The organism is Streptomyces sp. NPDC052682 (genome assembly GCF_040678435.1).
Lineage (GTDB): Bacteria > Actinomycetota > Actinomycetes > Streptomycetales > Streptomycetaceae > Streptomyces.
The window spans coordinates 86,421-108,821 of record NZ_JBFATS010000024.1 but is presented as its reverse complement, the minus strand read 5'-3'; the positions used below and the strand labels follow the sequence as shown (position 1 = coordinate 108,821).

The 22,401-nt window shown below is 72.3% G+C and carries 14 protein-coding genes; 6 read left to right on the top strand and 8 right to left on the bottom strand.

From position 1 onward, the window contains the following. Window positions 1-146 precede the first annotated feature (146 nt). Window positions 147-1,460, bottom strand: a complete 1,314-nt coding sequence (locus tag AB0K80_RS30140) for an extracellular solute-binding protein (protein WP_365675084.1) — start codon at window positions 1,458-1,460, stop codon at window positions 147-149. 160 nt (window positions 1,461-1,620) lie between these two features. Here AB0K80_RS30140 and AB0K80_RS30135 point away from each other — a divergent pair, with 160 nt between their 5' ends. From AB0K80_RS30135 to AB0K80_RS30120, 4 genes are all read left to right on the top strand, one after another. After that, the gene (locus AB0K80_RS30135; protein WP_365675082.1) at window positions 1,621-3,993 is read left to right on the top strand and encodes a glycoside hydrolase family 2 protein; all 2,373 of its coding nucleotides are present in this window, start codon (window positions 1,621-1,623) and stop codon (window positions 3,991-3,993) included. After that, window positions 3,990-5,018: a LacI family DNA-binding transcriptional regulator gene (locus AB0K80_RS30130; protein ID WP_365675080.1), complete on the top strand. Its 1,029-nt coding sequence runs from the start codon at window positions 3,990-3,992 to the stop codon at window positions 5,016-5,018. The genes AB0K80_RS30135 and AB0K80_RS30130 overlap by 4 nt, the downstream gene beginning before the upstream one ends. Window positions 5,019-5,232: 214 nt before the next feature. After that, window positions 5,233-6,450 (top strand): acetyl-CoA C-acyltransferase, encoded by a 1,218-nt coding sequence (locus AB0K80_RS30125; protein WP_365675078.1) that lies wholly within the window; start codon window positions 5,233-5,235, stop codon window positions 6,448-6,450. Next, complete coding sequence (locus tag AB0K80_RS30120; RefSeq protein ID WP_365675076.1) at window positions 6,447-8,576, top strand: 3-hydroxyacyl-CoA dehydrogenase NAD-binding domain-containing protein; 2,130 nt, start codon at window positions 6,447-6,449, stop codon at window positions 8,574-8,576. Before AB0K80_RS30125 ends, AB0K80_RS30120 begins: the two co-directional genes overlap by 4 nt. A gap of 126 nt (window positions 8,577-8,702) precedes the next feature. Here AB0K80_RS30120 and AB0K80_RS30115 read toward each other — a convergent pair whose 3' ends face one another. The 5 genes from AB0K80_RS30115 to AB0K80_RS30095 all read right to left on the bottom strand — a co-directional run bounded on the left by AB0K80_RS30115 (window position 8,703) and on the right by AB0K80_RS30095 (window position 17,774). After that, on the bottom strand, window positions 8,703-10,673 hold the full coding sequence (locus tag AB0K80_RS30115; RefSeq protein WP_365675075.1) for a PIG-L family deacetylase: 1,971 nt from the start codon (window positions 10,671-10,673) through the stop codon (window positions 8,703-8,705). Between the two features lie 35 nt (window positions 10,674-10,708). Then, on the bottom strand, window positions 10,709-13,579 hold the full coding sequence (locus tag AB0K80_RS30110) for a stealth conserved region 3 domain-containing protein (protein WP_365675073.1): 2,871 nt from the start codon (window positions 13,577-13,579) through the stop codon (window positions 10,709-10,711). 9 nt (window positions 13,580-13,588) lie between these two features. Continuing rightward, window positions 13,589-14,548, bottom strand: a complete 960-nt coding sequence (locus AB0K80_RS30105) for a hypothetical protein (RefSeq protein WP_365675071.1) — start codon at window positions 14,546-14,548, stop codon at window positions 13,589-13,591. After that, the gene (locus AB0K80_RS30100; RefSeq protein ID WP_365675069.1) at window positions 14,545-16,347 is read right to left on the bottom strand and encodes a stealth family protein; all 1,803 of its coding nucleotides are present in this window, start codon (window positions 16,345-16,347) and stop codon (window positions 14,545-14,547) included. The genes AB0K80_RS30105 and AB0K80_RS30100 overlap by 4 nt, the downstream gene beginning before the upstream one ends. Before the next feature lie 305 nt (window positions 16,348-16,652). Beyond that, window positions 16,653-17,774 carry a hypothetical protein gene (locus AB0K80_RS30095; protein WP_365675067.1) on the bottom strand — a complete coding sequence of 374 codons (1,122 nt, stop codon included), beginning with the start codon at window positions 17,772-17,774 and terminating at the stop codon, window positions 16,653-16,655. A gap of 257 nt (window positions 17,775-18,031) precedes the next feature. On the opposite strand from AB0K80_RS30095, the gene AB0K80_RS30090 reads away from it, so the two are divergent. Next, window positions 18,032-19,120, top strand: coding sequence for an LCP family protein (locus AB0K80_RS30090; RefSeq protein ID WP_365675064.1), 1,089 nt, complete (start codon window positions 18,032-18,034; stop codon window positions 19,118-19,120). Between the two features lie 58 nt (window positions 19,121-19,178). Here the strand turns inward: AB0K80_RS30090 and AB0K80_RS30085 are convergent, their stop codons facing one another. Continuing rightward, entirely contained in the window at window positions 19,179-20,195 is a 1,017-nt protein-coding gene (locus AB0K80_RS30085; RefSeq protein ID WP_365675062.1) for a hypothetical protein, read from the bottom strand. A gap of 91 nt (window positions 20,196-20,286) precedes the next feature. Here AB0K80_RS30085 and AB0K80_RS30080 point away from each other — a divergent pair, with 91 nt between their 5' ends. Further along, window positions 20,287-20,676, top strand: a complete 390-nt coding sequence (locus AB0K80_RS30080; protein WP_365675061.1) for an NTP pyrophosphohydrolase — start codon at window positions 20,287-20,289, stop codon at window positions 20,674-20,676. 92 nt (window positions 20,677-20,768) lie between these two features. Here the strand turns inward: AB0K80_RS30080 and AB0K80_RS30075 are convergent, their stop codons facing one another. Further along, window positions 20,769-22,298, bottom strand: a complete 1,530-nt coding sequence (locus AB0K80_RS30075; protein WP_365675059.1) for an amino acid permease — start codon at window positions 22,296-22,298, stop codon at window positions 20,769-20,771. Window positions 22,299-22,401: the final 103 nt, after the last annotated feature.

Sequence of the window (22,401 nt, the reverse complement as noted above, 5' to 3'; positions counted from 1 at the left end):
GGTGATCTGAATGGTCAGCGGGGCCAGCAGGAAAAGCATGGGAGTGACGGTGCCCAATAGGCGGGCCGGGCGCGGGCGGGCTACGCGGGCCGGGGGGGCCGCCGTCGCCTCGGCCGCCGGAGCCGCCCAGGGGGTGGTGTCCGTCATCAGGACCCCGCGGTCTTCTGCGTCTCGGTCCACTTCCTGCCGAGCTCGGCGAAGAAGTCCTCCAGGCTGCCCTTCCTGGCCCCGCGTGCGAGGTCGACCAGGTCCTGGCGGTAGTCGGGCTTGTAGATGCCGACCTCGGAGGCGTTGTCGATCTGCTTGACCTTCGCGCCGACCGCGTCGTCCACCTCGATGAGCTTCACGCCCGCGTCCTCGTACGGCTTGAGGACGTCCGGCAAGGGGGCGTTCTTCAGCGGGGAGATGGCCAGGTTGTCCTCGACGTAGCCGGACTTGTCGGTGAACCAGTCGATCCAGGCGCGGGCCGCCGGCTTGTTCTTGGAGTGGATGTTGATGCCCTGGTTGTAGTCCGGGCCGATCGTCGAGCAGAACCTGCCGTCCGTCCGGGCCGGGAAGGGCATGAAACCGATGTCGTCCGGGTCGGCGCCGGCCTTCTTCGCGGCGTCCTGGAACTGGACGATCGCCCAGGTGCCGAGCCACTGGGTGGCGATCTCCCCCTTGGCCATCCGCGGCTTGGACTCCTCCCAGTTGGTGGTGGTCGGGTCCTTCTCGGCGAGCCCCTGCTTGACGATGTCGTACAGCAGCTGGTCACCGACGCGCAGGTCGGCGTCCTTCGCCCAGGGATTGCTCTCGGCGAGCTTGGTGGTGGCCTCGGGGTCGCAGTGGACGAAGCCGTTGACGGCCGTCCAGCCGCTGAGCGTCCACCCCGCGGCGAAGTTGGTGTAGTACGGGATCGCGTCGGTCTTCGCCTTGATGGCCTTCAGGGCGCCGAGGAACTCGGCCGGGGTGGTGGGCCACTCGGTGACCCCGGCTTCGCGCCAGACCTTCTTGTTGTAGAGGAAGCCGGGCATCACACCGATCGGGCTCTGCCCGTAGACCTTGCCGTCGACGGTGGTGAAGTCGGTGAAGCGGTACTTCTTGCCGCGTTCGGCCGCCGTACCGAGGGAGGCGAAGAACTTCGGGTACTCGCTCTTCGGGATGACCGCGGGGATCAGCAGGACGTCACCGTAGTTCTTGGTGTTCATCCTGATCTTGACCTCGGCCTCGTAGTTGGTGAGGGCCTGGAACTCGACCTTCACCTTGGGATAGGTCTTGTTGAACGCGGCGGCGTACCGCTTCATCGTGCCGTCCTGCACGAGGTCGGTGCGCACGGTGAGGACCGTGATGGTCCCGCTCACCTTCGACGGGTCGGTGGGCGCCTCGGCGTCCGCGCCCTGCGTGCTCCCTCCGGTGCCGGTGCAGCCGGGGATCAGCAGGGCGGCTCCCACGGCCAGGGCGAGGACTGTACGGCGGTTCATGTGCGTCAACTCCGTTCTCGGGGTGGCTCGGGACGGATGAGCACGTGCGGGATGGCTGGTTCGGCACTCTGACAGCGCTTTCCTCGACCGGTAAAGTCCCATTCCCGCCAACGCCGTGACGTGACGCCCGGTTACGGGCTTGACCGGTTCAGGAGTGCGCATGCTGCAGGCCACACCGCTCGCCGATGGATGGATCCTGTGGCACGAGGGGGATGCGCTCCCGGCCGAGGTGCCGGGCTGTGTGCACACGGACCTGCTGGCGGCGGGGGTGATCCCGGACCCGTTCCTCGGCCGGAACGAGACCGAGGTGGCGTGGGTGGGGCGCCGGGGCTGGACGTACGAGCGGGACCTCGACGCGACGTCGGCGCACGAGCAGACCGACCTGGTCTTCGACGGGCTCGACACCGTCGCCGAGATCCGGCTCGACGGGCGGTTGCTGGGCCGGGTACGCAACATGCACCGGTCGTACCGCTTCGACGTGACGGGGCTGAGCGGGCGGCTCGCGGTGCGGTTCGTCTCCGCCTACGCCGAGGCGGAGGCCGTCCGGGGCACGCTCGGCGAGCGGCCCGCCGCCTACGCCGAGCCCTACCAGTACGTCCGCAAGATGGCCTGCTCCTTCGGCTGGGACTGGGGGCCGACGCTGGTGACGGCCGGGATCTGGCGGCCGGTGCGGCTGGAGCACTGGTCGACGGCGCGGCTCGCCCGGGTGCGTCCGCTCGTCACGGTCGAGGACGGCGTGGGGCTGGTCGAGTTGCACGTGGAGGTGGAGCGGACCCGGGTCGAGGCGCCGCTCGCGCTGGAGGCGAGCGTGGGCGGGGTGCGGGCCCGCGCGGAGCTCGACGGCGCGCACGGAGTCGTACGGCTGCGGGTGCCGGACGCGGCGCTGTGGTGGCCGCGCGGCTACGGCGAACAGCCGTTGTACGACGTGGAGTTGGCGCTGCTGCACGGTGACGGGGAGCGGCTGGACGGGTGGCGGCGGCGCATCGGCTTCCGCTCGGTCGGGCTGGACACCGCCCCGGACTCCCACGGCACCGGGTTCACCCTGGTCGTCAACGGCGAGCGGCTGTTCGCGCGCGGCGTCAACTGGATCCCCGACGACGTCTTCCCGTCCCGGATCACCCGCGAGCGGTACCGGGAGCGGCTGCGGCAGGCCGCCGACGCGGGCGTGGACCTCGTACGGGTCTGGGGCGGGGGGCTGTACGAGAGCGAGGACTTCTACGACGCCTGCGACGAGCTGGGGCTGCTGGTGTGGCAGGACTTCCCGTTCGCGTGCGCGGCCTACCCGGAGGAGCAGCCGCTGCGCGGTGAGGTGGAGGCCGAGGCGCGGGAGAACGTCGTACGGCTGATGCCGCACCCCTCGCTGGTGCTGTGGAACGGCAACAACGAGAACCTGTGGGCGTTCCGGGACTGGGGGTGGGAGCCGCGGCTGGCCGCGGACTCCTGGGGCGAGGGGTACTACCTGGGTGTCCTGCCGCGTGTGGTGGCGGAGCTGGACCCGACCCGGCCGTACACGGCGGGCAGCCCCTGGTCCGGCTCCTGGCGGCACCACCCCAACGACCCGGCGCACGGCACGCACCACTCGTGGGAGGTGTGGAACCGGGACGACTACGCGGACTACCGGCTCAGCGTGCCGCGGTTCGTGGCCGAGTTCGGCTGGCAGGCGCCGCCCGCGTACGCCACCCTGCGCCGCGCGCTGCCCGGGGAGGAGCTCGCGCCCGACTCCCCCGGCATGCTGCACCACCAGAAGGCCGACGACGGCAACGGCAAGCTGGAGCGCGGCCTGGCCCGGCACTTCGCCGTGCCGGAGAAGGACGTCGACCGCTGGCACTACCTCACCCAGGTCAACCAGGCCCGGGCGGTCGCGGCCGGGATCGAGCACTGGCGGTCGCACTGGCCGGTGTGCGCGGGCACGGTGCTGTGGCAGCTGAACGACTGCTGGCCGGTGACGTCCTGGTCGGCGATCGACGGCGACGGGCGGGCCAAGCCGCTGTACCACGAGCTGAAACGGCTGTACGCCGACCGTCTGCTGACGATCCGCCGGCACGGGGACGGGCTGGAGGTGGCCCTGGTCAACCAGTCCGGGCGGGCCTGGAGGGGCGAGGTGGAGCTGCGCCGCATGTCGGTCGACGGCGAGGTGCTCGGCCATGGGGGCGCGCGCTTCGCCGTGGAGCGGCGTACGGTCGGCGTGGTGCGGGTGCCGCGTGAGCTGCTCCCCGCCGGTCCGGCGGAGTTCCTGGTGGCGGACGGGGACGGTCTGCGCGCCCTGCACTTTGCCGCGCCGGACCGTGAGATCCCCTACCCCCGGCCGGAGTTCGATGTGACCGTGGCGCCCGGCGGTGTCACGGTCACGGCCCGTACCCTCGTACGGGACCTGCTGCTCCAGGCCGACCGGCTGGACCCGGACGCGCGGGCCGACCGGGGGCTGGTGACGCTGCTGCCGGGCGAGCGGGTCACCATCGGGGTGCGTGGCTGGAAGACTCCGGACGCCGCCCTGGCCCGGTCCGCCCTGTACTGCGTGGAGCCCACCCCATGACGATCTCGCGCGTCACCATCAAGGACGTCGCCGCACGCGCCGGCGTGTCCAAGGGTGCCGTGTCCCTCGCGTTCAACCACCGGCCCGGGCTGTCCGAGGCGACCCGGGACCGCATCTTCCGGGCCGCGCGGGAGCTGGGCTGGCAGCCGAGCCCGACCGCCCGGTCGCTGGCCGGCTCACGCGTGGACGTGGTCGGGCTGGCGATCTGCCGTCCCGCCCGGCTGCTCGGGCTGGAACCGTTCTACATGGAGTTCGTCTCGGGCGTGGAGAGCGTGCTGGCCGAGCGGTCCTGCTCGCTGCTGCTGCGGCTGGTGCGGCAGGTGGACGAGGAGGCCGGGCTGCTGGAGTCGTGGTGGCGCGGGCGGCAGATCGGCGGGGCGATCCTGGTCGACTTCCGCGCGGACGACCCCCGCGCGGCGGCGGTACGGCGGCTCGGGATGCCGGCGGTGGCCGTCGGGCACCCGTCCCTGACCGGCGGTCTGACCTCGGTCTGGACGGACGACGCCACGGCCGTGACGGAGGCCGTGCGGTACCTGGCGGCGCTCGGGCACCGCAGGATCGCCCGGGTCGGCGGCGCGGCGGCCCTCGGGCACACCGCGATCCGCACGGCCGCCTTCGACGAGGTGGCGCGGGCCCTGGACCTGGCCGGGGCCTGGCAGGTCGCCACGGACTTCTCTGGCGACGCGGGCGCCCGGGCCACCCGTTCCCTGCTGTCCGGGGCCCCACCGGACCGGCCGACGGCGATCGTGTACGACAACGACCTCATGGCGGTGGCGGGCCTGTCGGTGGCGGCGGAGATGGGCCTGAGGGTCCCGGCCGACGTGTCCCTGCTGGCCTGGGACGACTCCCAGCTGTGCCGGCTGACCCATCCCACGCTGTCCGCGATGAGCCATGACGTCCACGGCTTCGGCGCGGACGTGGCCCGGACCCTGTTCGGCCTGCTCACGGAGGAGGGCCCGGGCTCCCACCCGGTACCGACCCCGGTCCTGACCCCGCGGGGGTCCACGGCCCCGCCGCGCGCCTGACCGGCCTCGGGCCACTGCCCCGGGCCGTACGACGCGGGATCGCCCGGGCGCGCCGTCCCGCCCGCCGTGCGCGTGTCGTGTATCCCGGTGCAGGGGCACGCCCGCGGATGTGACCTTCACCGCTCGACCCACCAGGACTGGGCAGCTACGTTACTCATAAGTAGCATGGCCCTTAAGCAAGCGCTCAGCATCCCGCATCTGGAGGAGAGCCATCGTGCCTCGTACCGTCAGGGACGTCGTCTTCGTCGACGGCGTCCGTACCCCGTTCGGCAAGGCGGGCCCGAAGGGCATCTACCACGAGACCCGCGCCGACGACCTCGTCGTGAAGGCGATCCGGGAGCTGCTGCGCCGCAACCCGGGCCTCGACCCCCAGAAGATCGACGAGGTCGCCATCGCCGCGACCACGCAGATCGGTGACCAGGGCCTGACCCTCGGCCGCACGGCGGGCATCCTCGCCGGTCTCCCGCAGTCCGTCCCGGGCTACTCGATCGACCGTATGTGCGCGGGCGCCCTGACGGCCGTGACCACGGTGTCCGGCTCCATCGCCTTCGGCGCGTACGACGTCGCCATCGCGGGCGGTGTCGAGCACATGGGCCGCCACCCGATGGGCGAGGGCGTCGACCCGAACCCGCGGTTCGTGTCCGAGAAGCTGGTCGACGAGTCGGCGCTGTTCATGGGCATGACCGCCGAGAACCTCCACGACCGCTACCCGCAGATCACCAAGCTGCGCGCCGACGAGTACGCGGTGCGCTCCCAGGAGAAGGCCGCCAAGGCGTACGCCAACGGCAAGATCCAGGCCGACCTGGTCCCGATCTCGGTGCGCCGGACCAACCCCGAGGGCGGCGAGACCGGCTGGGGCCTGGTCACGCAGGACGAGCCGATGCGCCCGGGCACGACCCTGGAGAACCTGGCGAACCTGAAGACGCCGTTCCGTGTGCACGGCCGGGTCACCGCCGGCAACGCGGCCGGTCTGAACGACGGTGCCACCGCCTCGGTCATCGCCTCCGAGGAGTTCGCCCGCGAGCACGACCTGCCGGTCAAGATGCGCCTGGTGTCGTACGCCTTCGCCGGCGTCGAGCCCGAGGTCATGGGCTACGGCCCGATCCCGGCCACGGAGAAGGCCCTCGCCAAGGCGGGCCTGAGCATCTCCGACATCGGCCTGTTCGAGATCAACGAGGCCTTCGCCGTCCAGGTCCTGGCCTTCCTGGACCACTACGGCATCGCCGACGACGACGCGCGCGTCAACCAGTACGGCGGCGCCATCGCCTTCGGCCACCCGCTGGCCTCCTCCGGCGTCCGCCTGATGACGCAGCTGGCCCGCCAGTTCGAGGAGCAGCCGCACGTCCGCTACGGCCTGACCACCATGTGCGTCGGCTTCGGCATGGGCGCGACCGTCATCTGGGAGAACCCGCACTTCGAGGGGGACAAGTGAGCACCACCGCCGAGCTGTTGAAGCAGGCTTCGGACCTGTTCCCGGACGAGGTCGTCACCAGTGCGCACGTACGCCACTTCGACCTGCCGCTGGGTGCCGGGCGCTTCGCGCTGATCACCCTCGACAACGGCCACGACCACACCAAGCCGACCACCTTCGGCCCGGCCTCGCTGGCGAACCTGAACGCCGCGATCGACCAGGTCGAGAAGGAGGCCGCGGACGGCGAGATCGTCGGTGTCGGCCTCACCGGCAAGCCGTTCATCTTCGCGGTCGGCGCCGACCTCAAGGGCGTGGAGATCCTCAAGGAGTACGAGCACGCGCTCGCCATCGGCAAGGGCGGCCACGAGGTCTTCAAGCGGCTGTCGAAGCTGGCCGTGCCGACCTTCGCGTACTACAACGGCGCCGCGATGGGCGGCGGTGTCGAGGTCGGTCTGCACTGCACGTACCGGACCGTCTCCGCGGCCGTGCCGGCGTTCTCCCTGCCCGAGGTGTTCCTGGGCCTGGTCCCGGGCTGGGGCGGCTGCACGCTGCTGCCGAACCTGATCGGCCCGGAGAAGGCCGTCTCGGTGATCATCGAGAACAGCCTCAACCAGAACAAGCAGCTCAAGGGCAAGCAGGTCTACGAGCTCGGGATCGCCGACGCGCTCTTCGAGGGCGCGGACTTCCTGGAGCAGTCGCTGATCTGGACCGCGTCCGTCCTCAAGGGCGAGATCGTCGTCGACCGCCCGGTCATCGACCGCGGTGAGGGCTGGGACCAGGCCGTCGCCAAGGGCCGCTTCATCGCCGACTCCAAGGTGCACGGCGCCGCCCCGGCCGCCTACCGCGCCCTGGACATCATCGCCGCCGCCAAGAACGGCGACCTGCAGCAGGGCTACGACGCCGAGGACAAGGCGCTCGCCGACCTGATCATGGGCGGTGAACTGCGCGCCGGCATCTACGCGTTCAACCTGGTGCAAAAGCGCGGCAAGCGCCCCGCCGGCGCCCCGGACAAGAACCTGGCCCGCCCGGTGACCAAGGTCGGTGTCGTCGGTGCCGGCCTGATGGCCAGCCAGCTCGCCCTGCTGTTCCTGCGCCGCCTGGAGGTGCCGGTCGTGCTGACCGACATCGACCAGGAGCGCATCGACAAGGGTGTCGGCTACGTCCACGGCGAGATCGACAAGCTGCTCGGCAAGGGCCGTATCAACCAGGACAAGGCCAACCGCCTCAAGGCCCTGGTGACCGGTGTCCTGGACAAGGCCGAGGGCTTCGCGGACGCGGACTTCGTCATCGAGGCCGTGTTCGAGGAGATGGGCGTCAAGCAGCAGGTGTTCGCGGAGGTCGAGGCCGTCGCGCCCGAGCACGCGATCCTCGCCACCAACACCTCCTCGCTGTCGGTGTCGGAGATGGCGTCGAAGCTGAAGCACCCCGAGCGGGTCGTCGGCTTCCACTTCTTCAACCCGGTCGCGGTGCTGCCGCTGCTGGAGATCGTCCGCGGTGAGAAGACCGACGACGCCTCCCTCGCGACCGCCTTCGCGGTGGCCAAGAAGCTGAAGAAGACCGCGGTGCTGGTCAAGGACGCCCCGGCGTTCGTCGTCAACCGCATCCTGACCCGCTTCATGGGCGAGATCCAGAACGTCATCGACGAGGGCACCCCGGTCGAGGTCGCCGAGAAGGCGGTCGAGCCGCTGGGCCTGCCGATGTCGCCGCTGGTGCTGCTGGAGCTGGTCGGTCCCGCGATCGGCCTGCACGTCTCCGAGACGCTGCACCAGGCGTTCCCGGACCGCTTCACGGTCTCCCCGAACCTCAAGGCGGTCGTCGAGGCGGGCAAGCGCGGCTTCTACGTCTACGACAGCGGCAAGCCCGAGCTGGACCCGGAGGTCGCCGCGCTGCTCAAGCAGGGCGATGCCGTCCTCACCGAGGAGCAGGTCCGTGAGCGGGTGCTGGACGCGGTGGCGCAGGAGATCGGGCTGATGCTCCAGGAGGGCGTCGTCGCCGAGCCGCAGGACATCGACCTGTGCCTGATCACCGGTGCCGGCTGGCCCTTCCACCTGGGCGGCATCACGCCGTACCTGGACCGCGAGGGCGTCTCCGAGCGGGTGAACGGCAAGCGGTTCCTGGCTCCGGGCGTGGCGTCGGTGCCGGCGTAACCCCCTGGCGGGACGCATGAGGAGGGCCTCCGCGGCGCGCGGAGGCCCTCTTTCTGCTGAGTGTCTGCCTCGGCCCGGGCGGCGGATGCCGCGCCCGGGGCGCGTGGTCCGGCCGTGCGGCGGTCCTCAGCCGGCCACCAGCCACGGCCCGAACTCGGCCGAGCCCGGGGCCGTCTGGCGGGTCACCGCGAGGCGCGCGTCGGCGCCGACGACCGCGAGGGTGGCGCGGCCCAGGGCGTCGAAGGCGGCGGCCGGTGCTCCGGTGACGGTGCCGCCGAGCGGCGCGGTGGGCAGTTCGCCCCAGGGCTGGTCGCCGGGCAGGAAACGGTAGGCGATCCCGCCCAGGTCGCTGCGGCAGGCGACGAGCGTGCCCGCTTCGGGTGACGGGCCCGCGGCGAGCGCGACCGCGCCGATGCCGCCGCGGCCCCCGATCGGCGCCGCCGGCTGCGCCCAGCGCCCGCCCGGGGCGTCCTCCTGCGCCATCAGCAGACGGCCGGTGCCCGGCTGCCGGTAGACGGTCGTGACCTGACCGCTCGGCTGGACGACCGCCGCGACCGGGCCCGCCGACGGGGCGAGCCGGAACCGGGGCGCGCGGGTGAGCGGCCCGTCCAGGGAGCTCTGCGCCCAGTGGAAGACGCCCTCCCGGCTGGCGCCGAACACCTCCACATGGCCGCTCGGCGCGGTGAGCGCGGCCAGCCCCTCCTGGAGGTCGTGGCCGCGCAGGTCGGTCCACTCGCCCCAGGTGCCGTCGGTCTCCTGGACACGGCTGTGCAGGCCCTGCCCGGCGTTGCGGACGAACAGGTGCAGCCGGCCCCTGCCGTCCCGGGTGACGACCGGAGCGCCCAGGTGCCGGTCGCGCTGCGGGTCGCCGGCGGAGGGGTTGCCGAGCGTGACCCAGCCGGGGAACACACCGTCCGGCTCGGCCTGTTCGAGCAGGACGATCTCGCGGACGTGGCCGTCGTCCGCCGCCAGGTGGGACAGGCGCTCGGCGAAGACCTGCCAGCGGCCGTCGGGGGTCAGGCTGACGGCGAGGCCCGGGGCGAGCGGGCCGCCGCCCAGGAAGAAGGGGCCGCGCCACTGGTCGCTGCCGGGCCGCGCCTCCAGCCAGACCGCGGCCTGCCGGTTGACCACCGCGAAGGCCGCGAGCCGGCCGTGCCGGTCGGGCAGCAGCCAGGCCCCGCCCGCCGGATGGCGGGGTGTGGTGCTCTGCACCCAGCCGGTGGAGCGGGCGCGCAGGGCGACCGCGTAGTCCCCGCTGCCGGCCGGGTCGCCGCAGTCGTAGCCGTCGGCGGCGCCGTAGACGTTGAGGAAGAACTCCTTCAGCGACACGGCCTGTTCGCCCAGGGTGTGCGGCCAGCGCTCGTTGGCGTAGCCGCGGAAGGCCTCCACGACGAAGGTGCCGTTCTCCTGCGGTCCCTGGTAGTGGTCGAGGGCGAGCCAGGCGAACAGGGCGGCCGCGGTGTGGTCGCAGTGGTCCGACAGGTCGCCGTGGTCGTGCCGCTGCGGGAACGTCTCGTCGTGGACCAGCCGGTCGGGGTCGGGGTCCATGGTGCGGACCAGCGTCGGCCGGGCGACGGCCATGATCTGCACCAGGGTGCGCACCAGGCCGGCCCGGGTGTACCCGTGCTGCTCGGCCACCAGGCCGCCGCTGAGCACCAGGGTCGGCACCTGCTCCACCTCGTCGCGCCACAGCACGTGCAGACTGCGCGGGGGGCCCTCGGGGGTGCCGTGCTGGCGGATGTTGAGGAAGATCAGCGTCACCCAGGGCGCGTCGGCCAGGGCGTAGACCTCCGCCACCGGGCCGTCCGCCGTGGCGAGGGTGGCCGGCCGCCACGCGGCCGTGCGGTCGCCGAGCGTCATCGCCGCGTAGGCGGCCTTGATGCCGTTCTGCCGGGCCTTGCCGTAGGCCGCGCGGTCCTCGGCCACCGGCCCCAGCTGGTACGGGCGGGGGTTGCGGCCCGCGGAGTCCCCGCTGGTGAGGTAGACGGTGGTGGTGCGGGTGCCCGCCTTCAGGCCCTGGAAGACGGCCGGGTTCATGAAGTACAGGTCGTCGTCCGGGTGGGCCACGATCTGCAGCACGGACGCGGAACTGTTCACGTGGTTGCTCCTCCCGGCGGCGGGGTGCGGTGGGGTCACAGCGGCCAGCCCGGCAGATAGCCGGCGTGGGCACGCTGGTTGCGCGGTGATCCGGTCTCGAACTGGCTCGGTACCGGGAAGTAGCTGGGCAGGAACGCGGCGAGGACGGCGTCCTGCTCGTCCTCGGGCACGTCTCCGTCGTGGTAGTCGTTCAGGCAGAACACGTCGTGCGGGCGGATGGTCAGGATCCGGTTGAGCCGCGCCTTGTGCTCGCTCAGGCCGACGTTGACGAAGCCGCAGGAGATGCTGCCGGGGACGCTGCGCAAGGTGTGGAAGCCGACGTAGTGGTGCAGCGACGAGGCGACGGAGATGTCGTCGTGGCTGCGCAGCCGGTTGGCGGCGGTGACCGCGACGGCGTCCGGGTAGCGCTGTTCGATCTCGGCGAGGACGCTGCGCCGCAGCGGGTGCGGGGCGTGCAGGAAGGAGTGCACCAGCGTCTGCCCGAAGTCCCGCTCGATCAGGGCCCGGTTGTTCTTCGCGGCGGCGATGTTGAACTCGTCCGCGGGGGACACCGGCGCCATCGGCACGGACGTCGGCGACATGAAGTGCCTGGCCTGCCCGTTGGCCAGGAAGAACAGGTCCGGTTGCACGGTCCGGCCGACGAACACGTCGTCGTTGAAGTACAGGAAGTGCTCGGCGAGGCCGTCGATGTGGTGCAGCCGGCTCTCGATGGCGTGCGAGTTGTACGTGGGCAGCGCTCCGCTGGTGCCGAAGATCTCCGTGTGGTCCACCACCCGGACCCGGGGGTGGCTGAGGTCCAGCCAGTGCGGGACCTGCCGGTCGGTGACGAGGTAGATGTTCCGGATCCACGGGGCGTACATGTCGAGGGAGCGCAGGGAGTAGCGCAGTTCGTCGCGGTCCCGGAAGCGGGCCGCGCTGGTGGCGGCGTCCTCGGTCGCCATCCCCATCGCGGCCAGGACGGCGTTCTTGCGTTCCAGCCAGGCCACGTCGGCGCCGTTGACCCAGGTGTAGACGGCGTCGACGGGGAAGGTGACGTCTCCGTGCAGGGTCCGGGTGAAGGGGCCGATGGACGGGTAGGGGCGTCCGCCGAGGGTGAGGGTGGCGCGGTGCATGGCGCCGGCGGGCACCCGGTCGCCGATCAGGGTGCGGGCGGGGGCGGTGAGGTGGGTCTCGTCCTCGGGGTCGTTGTCCCAGAAGGAGATGGTGCAGCCGTAGACGCCGCCGAGGCGCAGGATGCGGGAGCGCGAGACCACGTTCTGGTAGACCCGCACGCCGGAGGACGGGGTGTCCGCGTACGGCGCGACGAGCCCGGCGAGGACGGTGGCGACGGTTTTCTGGCTGTCGTTGAGGACCGCGGCGTAGACGGCGTCCTGGGCGTAGCGGTCGGCGAGCGCCTTGAAGACGGCCTCTTTGTACACGGCGTGCACGGCGACCGTGTGCCGGACCAGGTGGTCGCGTACGACGAGGTAGGGGATGCCGACGGCTTCGAGGGCGTTCGCGGCCAGGGCGAGGTTCTGCTGGACGACGTCCCAGGGGGACTCCCAGTCCAGCAGCCGGCACACCTGGCCGCCGTCGCTGACCAGGTCGCGCTTCTTCAACAGCCGCTGTTCCAGGGCGAGTTGGTCCACGGTGCGCACGGCGGTGGCGGGCGCGGGGGTGGCGGCGGGCACGATGCCCTCGGCGCCGCCATAGTAGGCGTGCAGGGCCTGCCGTTCGGCCTTGGCCGCGGCGCGGCGGCCGCTGTCGCGTTCGGCGGCCAGTTCGTGGAAGATCCGCTCCCAGGTCGCGGTGACCACGGCGGGCGAGAAGCGGTTGACGGAGGCCAGGGCGGCCCTGCCCATCCGTTGCCGGAGGTCGGCGTCCTGGATGAGCAGCATCAGCGCGGAGGCGAGGGCGTCGGTGTCGCCGGGCGGGACGAGGAGGCCGGTCTGCCCGTCGATGACGACCTCGCGGGGGCCGTTGGGCGCGTCGTAGGAGACGACGGGCACTCCGGCCGCGTGCGCTTCGGCGAGGACCAGGCCGAACGCCTCGTTGCGCGAGGTGAGAACGGCGACGGCGGCCTTGGCCCACTCCTCCGCGAGGTGCTTGGAGTTGCCGTTGAGCTGGACGCAGTCGTGCAGTCCGAGCATGTCGATCTGGCGGCGCAGGGCACCGCTGAGGGGTCCGTCGCCGAAGATCCGCAGCTGCCAGTCCGGGTGGTACCGGGCCACGGTGGCCCAGGCGGTGACGGCGTGGTCGATCTGCTTCTCCGCGACCAGGCGGCCGGCGATCACGACGGTGCGGGTTTGCAGCGTGGAGCGGGGCCGGAAACCGCTGGGCAGGGCGTTGGGGACGACCTCCAGCCGGGGCGCGGCGTCGCTGAGGGTCTCGCTGAACCAGTCGCGGGTGCGTGCGCTGAGCACGGCGAGCGCGTCCAGGCGCGCGGCGTGGCGGCGCAGGGGCTCGCCGCTGGTGCCGCGCAGTTCGGAGACCCGGTGTTCCTGGTGCACGGTGATGACGTGGGCCGGGGCGAGCTGGACGGCGAGCGCCATCAGGGCGGGGGTGGTGGTGACCAGAACGTCGGTGTCGGTGTCCTGGAGGGCGAGTTCGGCTTCGAGGTCGGTGAGCCGGTTGAAGGCCGGCTCCCAGGAGCGGTCGACGATCTGGCTGGGCTGCTCGGCGAGGTTCGCCCACACCGTGTCGTCGACGCGGGTGGTACGCAGCGGGCGCGGGGTGCGGGCGGTGAGGTCGACGAGGTAGTCGACGCGGACCGACGCGCCCGGGTCGAAGAACTGCTCGCGCTTGCTCTTGAAGACGCTCAGGACGCGCACGTCGTGCCGGACGGCCAGTTCGGACGCCTGGTTGAACACCGCGCGCTCGGTGCCGCCGACGGCGTCCGCCGTGGTCAGCAGGAACGTGATCTTCATGGGTACGGTTCAGCCTGCCTCGGGCATGCGCGTGCAGGTGACCCGGAAACTGCCTGCGGGGGTGTAGCGCGGGTGGACGATCAGGGGCGGGTGGCCGGGCGGGGTGACGGCGAGGCTGCGCATGGCGAACACGCGCAGCGGATTGCGTACGTCGTGCAGGCGGCGGCCCAGCCGCATCGAGCGTCCGGTGCGGTCGCACAGGACGACGTCCCAGTGGTCGGGGCGGGCACCGCGCGGCGGCATCCCGCCCAGCGGCACCTCGACGCGGAAGGTGCCGGGGCCGAGCACGGTGACGGGCTGCTCGATCCGGCGCCCCGAGGCGACGAACTGCGCCCACGGCTCCTCGACCCGGGCGCCCAGCACCCGGAAGTCGACGGTGACGCCGGCGTGGGTCAGATGCACCTTGGCCACCTCCGCGGCGGCCCGGGCACCGCTGCTGACCACGCGGGCGCTGCCCCGGAAGGAGCGGCCGAGCCGGTGGCGTTCCCCGGTCACCGGGGAGGCCGTCATCGGCTTGGTGGGTCCTTCGTACGGCACCGGCGGCTGGGGCAGCAGCAGCGCCAGGGTGCGGGTACGGCGCCCGGTGTGCAGCCGCAGCCGCAGTCTCCAGCGGCCGGTGCCGACGGGGACGCCGCCGACGTCGGCGCCGAGCAGGACGGCGGCGTCGATCAGGGTCTGGCCTGCGGGGCCCTGGTGGGCGTGGGCCTCGGCGGTGAGGCGGCGGCGGCCGCGGCGCAGGACGATCTCGGCACGGTCGGGCAGGCCGGTGGCGGGCGGCAGCTGGGCGTGCAGGTTCACCGTCTGCCCGTCGAGGATGGCGGCGTAGTGCAGCAGGGCGGTACGGCCCCGGCGCAGGGGGAGGAAGACACCGTGCATCAGCCGCTCGCGCAGGGCGGCGACGCGGGCGCGCGGGCGGCGGGCACGGCTCGCCCCGCCACCGGCGGCGGGGCGCTGGGTGGTGGAGGTCATGAGCGGGCGTGACCCATTTCGGCCGCGGCCGGGCGGCGGGGTGCCACGACGCCGGAGGTCGTCTCGAAGGGACTGGGCACCGGGAAGTAGGCGTCCAGGAAGCGGGCGACCATCCGGGACTGGGCCTCGGGATCGGCGGCGGTGACCGTGTCGTTCATGCAGAAGGTGTCGAAGTTGCGGCGGGCGAGGAGGGTGTTGAGACGGCGCTCGGCCGGCTCGTCGGCGAGGTCGATGTAGACGTAGCGGATGTCGCCGACCGTCGCCCGGGCCGAGTGGTAGGCGTAGTAGTGGTGTAGCGAGGACGCGATGGGCACGTCGCTGGGCGCCCGGAAGCGGGAGTGCTGGGTGACGCGGTGGGCGTGGGCGTAGACCTGCTCGATCTCCTCGAGCACGCTGCGGCGCAACGGGTGCGGGGTGTGCTTCATCTTCTGCGAGATGACCGTGCCGAAGTGCTGGGCGATCAGTCCGCGGCTGTTCTTGCCGGCCGCGTTGACGGGCAGGTCCTCGGTGCTGGCCCGGCCGGACGGGATGAGCGCCTTGGACTGGAAGAACTTGGTCAGGCCGTTGGCGTGGAAGAACTGCCCGGGCTGGACGGGCCGGCCGAAGAAGACGTCGTCGTTGAGGTAGAGGAAGTGCTCCGAGAGTTCGGGGATGTGGTGCAGCTGGCTCTCGATCGCGTGGGAGTTGAACGTGGGAAGGGCCCCGGGGTCGGAGAAGATCTCCCGGTGGTCCACCACCCGGATCCCGGGGAAGTCGGTGTTCAGCCAGGACGGCACCTGGCCGGCGGTGACCAGGAAGATGGTGCGCACCCACGGGGCGTACTGGTGGATCGAGCGCAGCGAGTAGCGCAGCTCGTCCCGGCTGGTGTAGCGGGAGTCGTTGGCGGCCTGCTCGTGCAGTCCGGTGTCCGGGGCGAGGGTGAGCTGCCGCCGGGCGGCGTCGCGGGAGGCCCGCCAGTGCGGATCGGAGTCGTCCACCCAGGTGTAGACCACGTCGATGGGGAAGAGGTGGTCGTCCGGCAGGGCGGCGACGAACTCGGGCAGGGTGCGCGCGTGTCCGGTGGTGTAGACGGACGGCACCGCGCTGAAACGCTTCTGCTCGGCGTAGCAGCGGCCCGCGTCCACCGCGACCTCGGTCACCACCTTGTTGGGGCGGGGCGCGAGGAGCCGGCCGTCCTGTTCGGCCCAGAACTCGATGTCGCAGCCGGACTCCCCGGCGAACACCAGCCGGCCGCTGGGGTCACAGACCACCCAGGCCAGCCGCAGCACGCGCTGGGACCGCAGGGACCGCCAGCTGGCCGGGGCGGCGCCGGGGCGCAGCGGGCCCCGGGCGGGGGCGGCGACGTATCCCGGGCGATGGGCGCAGGCGAGCCGGAGCACGTCCTCCACCTCGGCGCGCAGCCGGGCCGGCACGGCCACGCAGGGCACGAGCGATCCGGTGCCGCGGACGCAGAAGTGGTCGATCCCGGCCTCTTCCAGGAGGGCGAGGAGGATGTGCAGGTTGCGGGCCCGGGCGGCCCAGGCGGTGGCACCGGGCACCTCCAGGGCCCGCACGTGCTTCCCGGCCACGCGGACCACGCGCAGCCGGCCGTCGGGCGTGTGCGTGCCGCCCTTGCGGTGTCCGCCGAGGGCCCGGACGGCGACGGCGGACCGGACGGCGTCGGCGGAGGCCAGGGAGCGCTTCACCGAGGTGCGCAGCGGGCCGGGGACCCCTCGCACGATCCGGCGCCGGGCCCCCACCGGCACCAAGGATCGATATGTCGACACGAGCGCGCTCGCTTCGGGATTGTTCGGGCTCACCTGACTACGGCACCATCCAGTTCGAGGCCGGAGCGCAGCGCTCCAGGCCGTTGTCCCACCCCTGACCGGCGGGCCGCGCCTCCCCTGCGCGGCGTCCACCGGTACCGGCCGGCTCACTCTCCCCTTCACCCGGGGCACACCTGGCGCTTACCTGAGCCTTACCGATCGATCAGAATGTTTACATCTGCATCTCGGACTGTCCACAGACAATCGCTTTCTGCAGACACCCTGTCATCTATCCCACATCCGTAAACATCCGTACAACCTTCCAGCGACGGGCGCCGCCGTCCGGGCGGCCGTGCGCCTCAGGCGCGGGCCCACTCGCCCAAGAGCAGCCCCGGTCCGGGGGCCTGACGCACCGTCCACAGCGCGCCGTGCGCGTCCAAGGCGGCGACCACGACCCGGCCGTACGCGTCCTGGGCCAGGGCCGGATCGCCCAGGCAGTCCCGGCCGGTGTCGGTCCACCACATCCCCGACTGCTCGGCCTCCGTGCCGCAGAGCCCGACCAGGACGGCACCGGCCGCGCCGCGGTGGGCGAGCACCGTGCAGTCGTAGCCGTCGAGCGCGGTCCGCAGCACCGCGTGGGCGCCGTCGGCGGGGCCGCCGCCCAGCAGCACCGGCCGGCCGCCGCGCCGGTGACAGACCAGCCCGGAGCCGCCGGGATCGGTCCAGTAGCAGGTGAGCCGCCCGGGAGCGGTCTCCATCGCCGCCACGGTCCCGGGCAGCGGCCCCGGCCGGATGTCGGCCAGGCGCTGCGGCACGGCGCCGGGTTCCGGCTGCGCCCAGTGCAGGGCCGCCCCGCCGGCCGGGGCGAACACCTCTACCGCGCCGGTGGAGGTGACAGCCGCGACCAGTCCGTCCCGCACGTCGGTGCCGCGCAGGTCGGCCCAGGCTTCCCACCTGCCGCCCCGCCCCTCCCGGCGCATCATCAGCCCGCCGCCCGCGTTGGGCACGAAGACGTGCACGGTTCCGGCGGTGTCCACGGCGCCCGCGGGCGCGCCGCAGCGCAGCGCCTTGTCCGGCTCGGGGTGCGGATTGCCGAGGGAGCGCCACTCGGTGACCGGACGCGCGCTCTGGTACTGGATGGCGTGCACCACGTCCACCGCGGCCGGTCCGTCCTCGCGCCGCCGCTGCCGGCGGCCCAGGAAGTGGACGTAGGTGTCGGCGCCCTGCACGACGGTGAGATGGGTGAGGCCGGCGACCGGGAAGAAGTCCGGCCCCGACCAGCCGGGGCCGCCCGGCCGGGCCTCCGTCCAGCGCAACAGCCCTCCGTGGCAGGGGGCGTACGCGGTGAGCCGGCCGTCCTTGCCGCGCACCAGCCAGGAGCCGGCGGCGGTACCGGTCACGGCGGGTGCCGGCGCGGCGGCCTGAGCCTGAGGGGCACGACGCCGCCGCACGCCGCGCGCGGAACGGTCCCGTATCACCATGACGGACTCCCTGACTACTCGCCCGTCCTCGACGCGGGACCTGGAATTCTCACATCATATGCACGGTGTTCCCACACCTCGGCCCGCAGCCGAGCCGGGGCACGGCCGCCCCGGACCGGGCGCGGAGCACCGCCGTCCACGGACTTCTCGCCCATGTGATCTGCGCCACGGCCGTACAACGCATGGCGCGTATCACCGGTCTGTCCGATCGCCCGAGCACTCCCGGCCCGGCATGAGAAGACGAGGACAGCGAGCCGATGACGACCCCAGCCGTGGACAGCCCCCGCCGATCGCATCGCTCTCCGCGGCGCGACGCGCCCCGCCGCCGACGGCGCACCGGACGCTGGATCCTGCTGTCCCTGGTGGTCCTCCTCGCGGCCGGCGCGGGCACCGGCTACTGGCTCTACCGGGGCCTGGACAGCAACATCAAGGGCGTCGACCTCGATGAGGCGATCGGTGACGACCGGCCCCGGAAACTGCCCACCTCCGGGCAGAACATCCTGGTCCTGGGCTCCGACTCGCGGGCGGGCGCCAACGCCGCCCTGCACACCGGCAAGGTGGCCGGGGCACGTTCGGACACCGCGCTGGTGATGCACATACCCGAGGGCCGCACCCGCGCCGTCGCCGTCAGCATCCCGCGCGACACCCTGGTCACCCGGCCCGACTGCGCCAAGGCCGACGGCACCGAGGTGGCCTCGGCGCGGCGCGTGATGTTCAACTCCATCTACTCCCAGGTCGGTCCGGCCTGCGTGGTCAAGACCGTGGAGAAGATGTCCGGGATCCGCATGGACCACTACATGGAGATCGACTTCGCCGGCTTCAAGGGCCTGGTCGACGCCATCGGCGGCGTCACGGTCACCGTCGACCAGGACATCCACGATCCCTCCAGCGGGCTCGACCTGACCGCCGGTACGCACCAACTGGACGGCACCCAGTCGCTGGCGTTCGTGCGCACCCGGCACGGCGTCGGCGACGGCAGCGACCTGGGGCGCATCGGCCTGCAGCAGCAGTTCATGATCGCCCTGCTGTCCGAGATCAAGAAGCAGGACCTGCTCGGCAGCCCCACCAAGGCCTACCGGATCGCCGACAAGCTCACCGCCGCGCTCACCACCGACTCCGAGCTCGCCTCGCTGACGAAGCTCGCGGAGTTCGGCCGCAGTCTGAACGGCGTGGACCCGTCCTCCATGGACACGATCATGTTGCCGGTGGCGTACGACAAGGCCGACCCCAACCGGGTCGTGGCCGCCGAACCGCAGGCGTCCACGCTGTGGAAGGCGCTGCGCTCCGACGAGGAGATCCCGCAGTCCGCGAAGAAGTCCCCGGCGGGGGGCGGGAAGAAGTCCTGACGCGGGATCAGGACAGCCGTCTCTGGCATTCCTCCGAACAGGCCGGCGTGACACTCCGTCACACAGGCCGCCAGGCTTCCAGCGCCAGCCCCGGCTCGTCCTTGCGGCGGGTCAGCAGGAGTTGGCCGGCGGACGGGGACAGGGAGGCCGCGACGACCCGCTCCTGCGCGTCCACCGCCAGGGACACCACCGCGTCCGCGGGCAGGACGGGGCCCGACTCCGTCCACCAGGCTCCGGCCGACTCCTGCTCCGTCGGGTAGGCGGCGAAGGCCACCCGGCCGGAGGCGGAACGTTGCGCCAGCAAGGTGCAGTCGTGGCCGTCGAGAGCGCAGCGGACCGCCGAGACCGGCCCGGGGCCGGCGGCGGGCAGCAGGGCGACGGGCTTGCCGCCCGGGCGCCAGGCGCACAGGTCGCCGGAGCCGTCGGTGAAGAACAGCGTCGTGTGCTCGGCCGACGTGGCCAGGGCGCGCAGCGTGCCCGGGCGTACGGACGCCTCCAGCGGCTCCAGCATCACCGGCTGGGCGCCGGGCTTCTCCTGGCCCCAGTGCAGGACGCCGTCCGGTGTGGCCGCGTACACCTCGACGCGGCCGGACTCACCGGTCACCGCGGCCAGGTCCCCTTGTACGGCGTAGCCCTCCAGGTCCTGCCAGGGACCCCAGCCGCCCTTCTCCTTCTGGGCCCGCATGCTCACGCCGGTGCCGAGGTTCCGCACGAAGACGTGCGCCCGGCCCTGAGCGTCCACGGCGACGGCCGGGGTGTCGGTGCGCTCGCCCTTGCCGTTCGGATGGCCGATGGGCAGCCAGTCCAGGGCGGCGAGCAGGGGCCGGAAGTGGGTGGAGTGCACCAGGCCCGACTCCCCTGACACGGTGGGCCGCCAGGACACCAGGTGGGCGTAGGCGTCGTGGCCCTGGCCGACGGCGAGTACGGGGTGCAGCCTCTGGTCGCCGCCCACCCTGCGCGGGGCGCTCCAGGCCCCGCCCGGCACCCGCTCGGCCCGGCACAGGACGGCGTCACCGGAGCGCAGATAGACACTGAGACGGCCGTCGCGGCCGCGGATGAGCCAGTCGCCGTTCACCGCAACACTTTATGCCGAGGCGGACGGTGGTGGTGAGGGCGGGGCGGGGCCGGGCCGGGGCCGGGGACCGCGGGCGTGCGAGTCTTGCTGTATGGATCGCAGTGCCCCGGACAGCATGGTGCCCTTGCTGGTGATCGTCGACGCCGCGAACGTCGTCGGGTCGGTGCCCGACGGATGGTGGCGGGACCGCAGAGCGGCGGCGGAACGGCTGCGGGACCGGCTCGCGCGGGACGGGGTGCCCGGGCATTCCGGCCCGGTGGAGCTCGTACTGGTGGTCGAGGGAGCGGCCCGGGGCGTGGAGTCCGTCCCGGGCGTCCGGGTGGAGTCGGCGCCGGGCAGCGGGGACGACCACATGGTGCAGCTGGTCGCGGAGGCGGGTGCGCGACGGCCCGTCCTGGTGGTGACGGCGGACCGCGAGCTGCGAAGGCGGGTACGGGAGCTGGGCGCGGAGGTGACGGGCCCACGGGCTGTACGTCCGTAGGGGCTGCGGCGTTGCCCCCGCCGGCGCGGCACAGCCGCCCTCGTCCCCGCCACCCATGCGCGAGCCACCTGGCACCCCTGCCTGGTCGGGTGCTACGCCCGGCCGGCCGGGCCGCCGCCGCCCGGCTTGAGTGCCTCGCCGGGCGTGGTCTCGCCCTGGGCCAGGCGGCTGTGGGTGCGGCCGTACAGGAAGTACACGAAGAAACCGATCGCCATCCAGATCGCGAACCGGACCCAGGTCTCGGCGGGCAGGTTCAGCATCAGCCACAGGGAGGCGGCCACCGACAGGACGGGGATGACCGGGACCCACGGCGTGCGGAAGGCGCGGGGCAGGTCGGGGCGGGTCCTGCGGAGGATGATCACGCTGATCGCGACCACCACGAAGGCGAACAGCGTGCCGATGTTCACCAGCTCGGCGAGTTCGCTCAGGCTGGTGAAGCCCGCCACGATCGCGATGATCACACCGAGCAGGATGGTCGGCCGGTGCGGGGTGCGGAACCGGGGGTGCGTGCGGGAGAAGAAGCGCGGCAGCAGCCCGTCGCGGCTCATCGCGAAGAACACCCGGGTCTGGCCCAGCAGCAGGATCATGCAGACGGTGGTCAGACCGACCGCGGCGCCGAAGCTGATGAAGCCCGCGTACCAGGGGTGGCCGGTGGCCTTGAAGGCGTCGGCGAGCGGGGCCTCCTCCGACAGCCGGCTGTAGTGCTGCATGCCGGTGACGACGATCGAGACGGCGACGTACAGGGCGGTGCAGATGAACAGCGAGCCGAGGATGCCGCGGGGCATGTCCCGCTGCGGGTTCCTGGTCTCCTCCGCGGCCGTGGCGACGATGTCGAAGCCGATGAACGCGAAGAAGACGACGGAGGCGGCGGTGAAGATGCCCATCACGCCGAAGTTGGAGGGCGCCCATCCGAAGATGACCTGGATGAGCGGGGAGTCGAGGCTGCTGCCCGCCTCCACGGGCTTGGCCTTCGGGATGAAGGGGTCGTAGTTGCTGCCCTTGATGAAGAACGCGCCCGCGATGATGACCACGAGCACGACGGTGACCTTGATGGCGACGACCAGCGAGGTGATCCGCGCGGACAGCTTCATGCCGAGGACGAGGATGCCGGTGAGGACCAGCACGAGGGCGGCGGCGAGGATGTCGAAGCTGAACCCGTCGGCCGAGGTGGGCCCGGAGAGCACCTCGGGCATCTCCCAGCCCGCGTTGCTCATCAGCGAGCGGATGTATCCGGACCAGCCGACGGCCACCACCGCCGTCCCGAGGGCGAACTCCAGCACCAGGTCCCAGCCGATGATCCAGGCGGGGAACTCGCCGAGGGAGGCGTACGAGAAGGTGTACGCGGAACCGGCCACCGGGACGGTGGAGGCGAACTCCGCGTAGCACAGCGCGGCGAGCGCGCAGACGACACCGGCCGCGACGAACGCCAGGGCCACCGCCGGGCCGGCGTTGTTCCTGGCGACCGTACCGGTGAGGACGAAGATGCCGGTGCCGATGATGACGCCGACGCCGAAGACGGTCAGATCCAGTGCGGACAGGGATTTCCTGAGCGCGTGCTCCGGTTCCTCGGTGTCGCGGATCGACTGTTCGACGTTCTTCGTCCGGAAGAGGGTGCTTCTCACGGCGTACCTCCCACGCTTGTCGTCCCCGACATCTCGAGAGGGGGCGTAGGTCGTATGCCCCGACACGGGCGCATGCACGCAAACGGGCCGCTCGCACCACTCT

Coding starts and splice junctions, on each gene's coding strand:
- AB0K80_RS30135 (WP_365675082.1), top strand. CDS start 1,621: ATGCTGCAGGCCACACCGCTCGCCGATGGATGGATCCTGTGGCACGAG.
- AB0K80_RS30110 (WP_365675073.1), bottom strand. CDS start 13,579: ATGAAGATCACGTTCCTGCTGACCACGGCGGACGCCGTCGGCGGCACC.
- AB0K80_RS30090 (WP_365675064.1), top strand. CDS start 18,032: ATGACGACCCCAGCCGTGGACAGCCCCCGCCGATCGCATCGCTCTCCG.
- AB0K80_RS30105 (WP_365675071.1), bottom strand. CDS start 14,548: ATGACCTCCACCACCCAGCGCCCCGCCGCCGGTGGCGGGGCGAGCCGT.
- AB0K80_RS30095 (WP_365675067.1), bottom strand. CDS start 17,774: ATGGTGATACGGGACCGTTCCGCGCGCGGCGTGCGGCGGCGTCGTGCC.
- AB0K80_RS30130 (WP_365675080.1), top strand. CDS start 3,990: ATGACGATCTCGCGCGTCACCATCAAGGACGTCGCCGCACGCGCCGGC.
- AB0K80_RS30080 (WP_365675061.1), top strand. CDS start 20,287: ATGGATCGCAGTGCCCCGGACAGCATGGTGCCCTTGCTGGTGATCGTC.
- AB0K80_RS30140 (WP_365675084.1), bottom strand. CDS start 1,460: ATGAACCGCCGTACAGTCCTCGCCCTGGCCGTGGGAGCCGCCCTGCTG.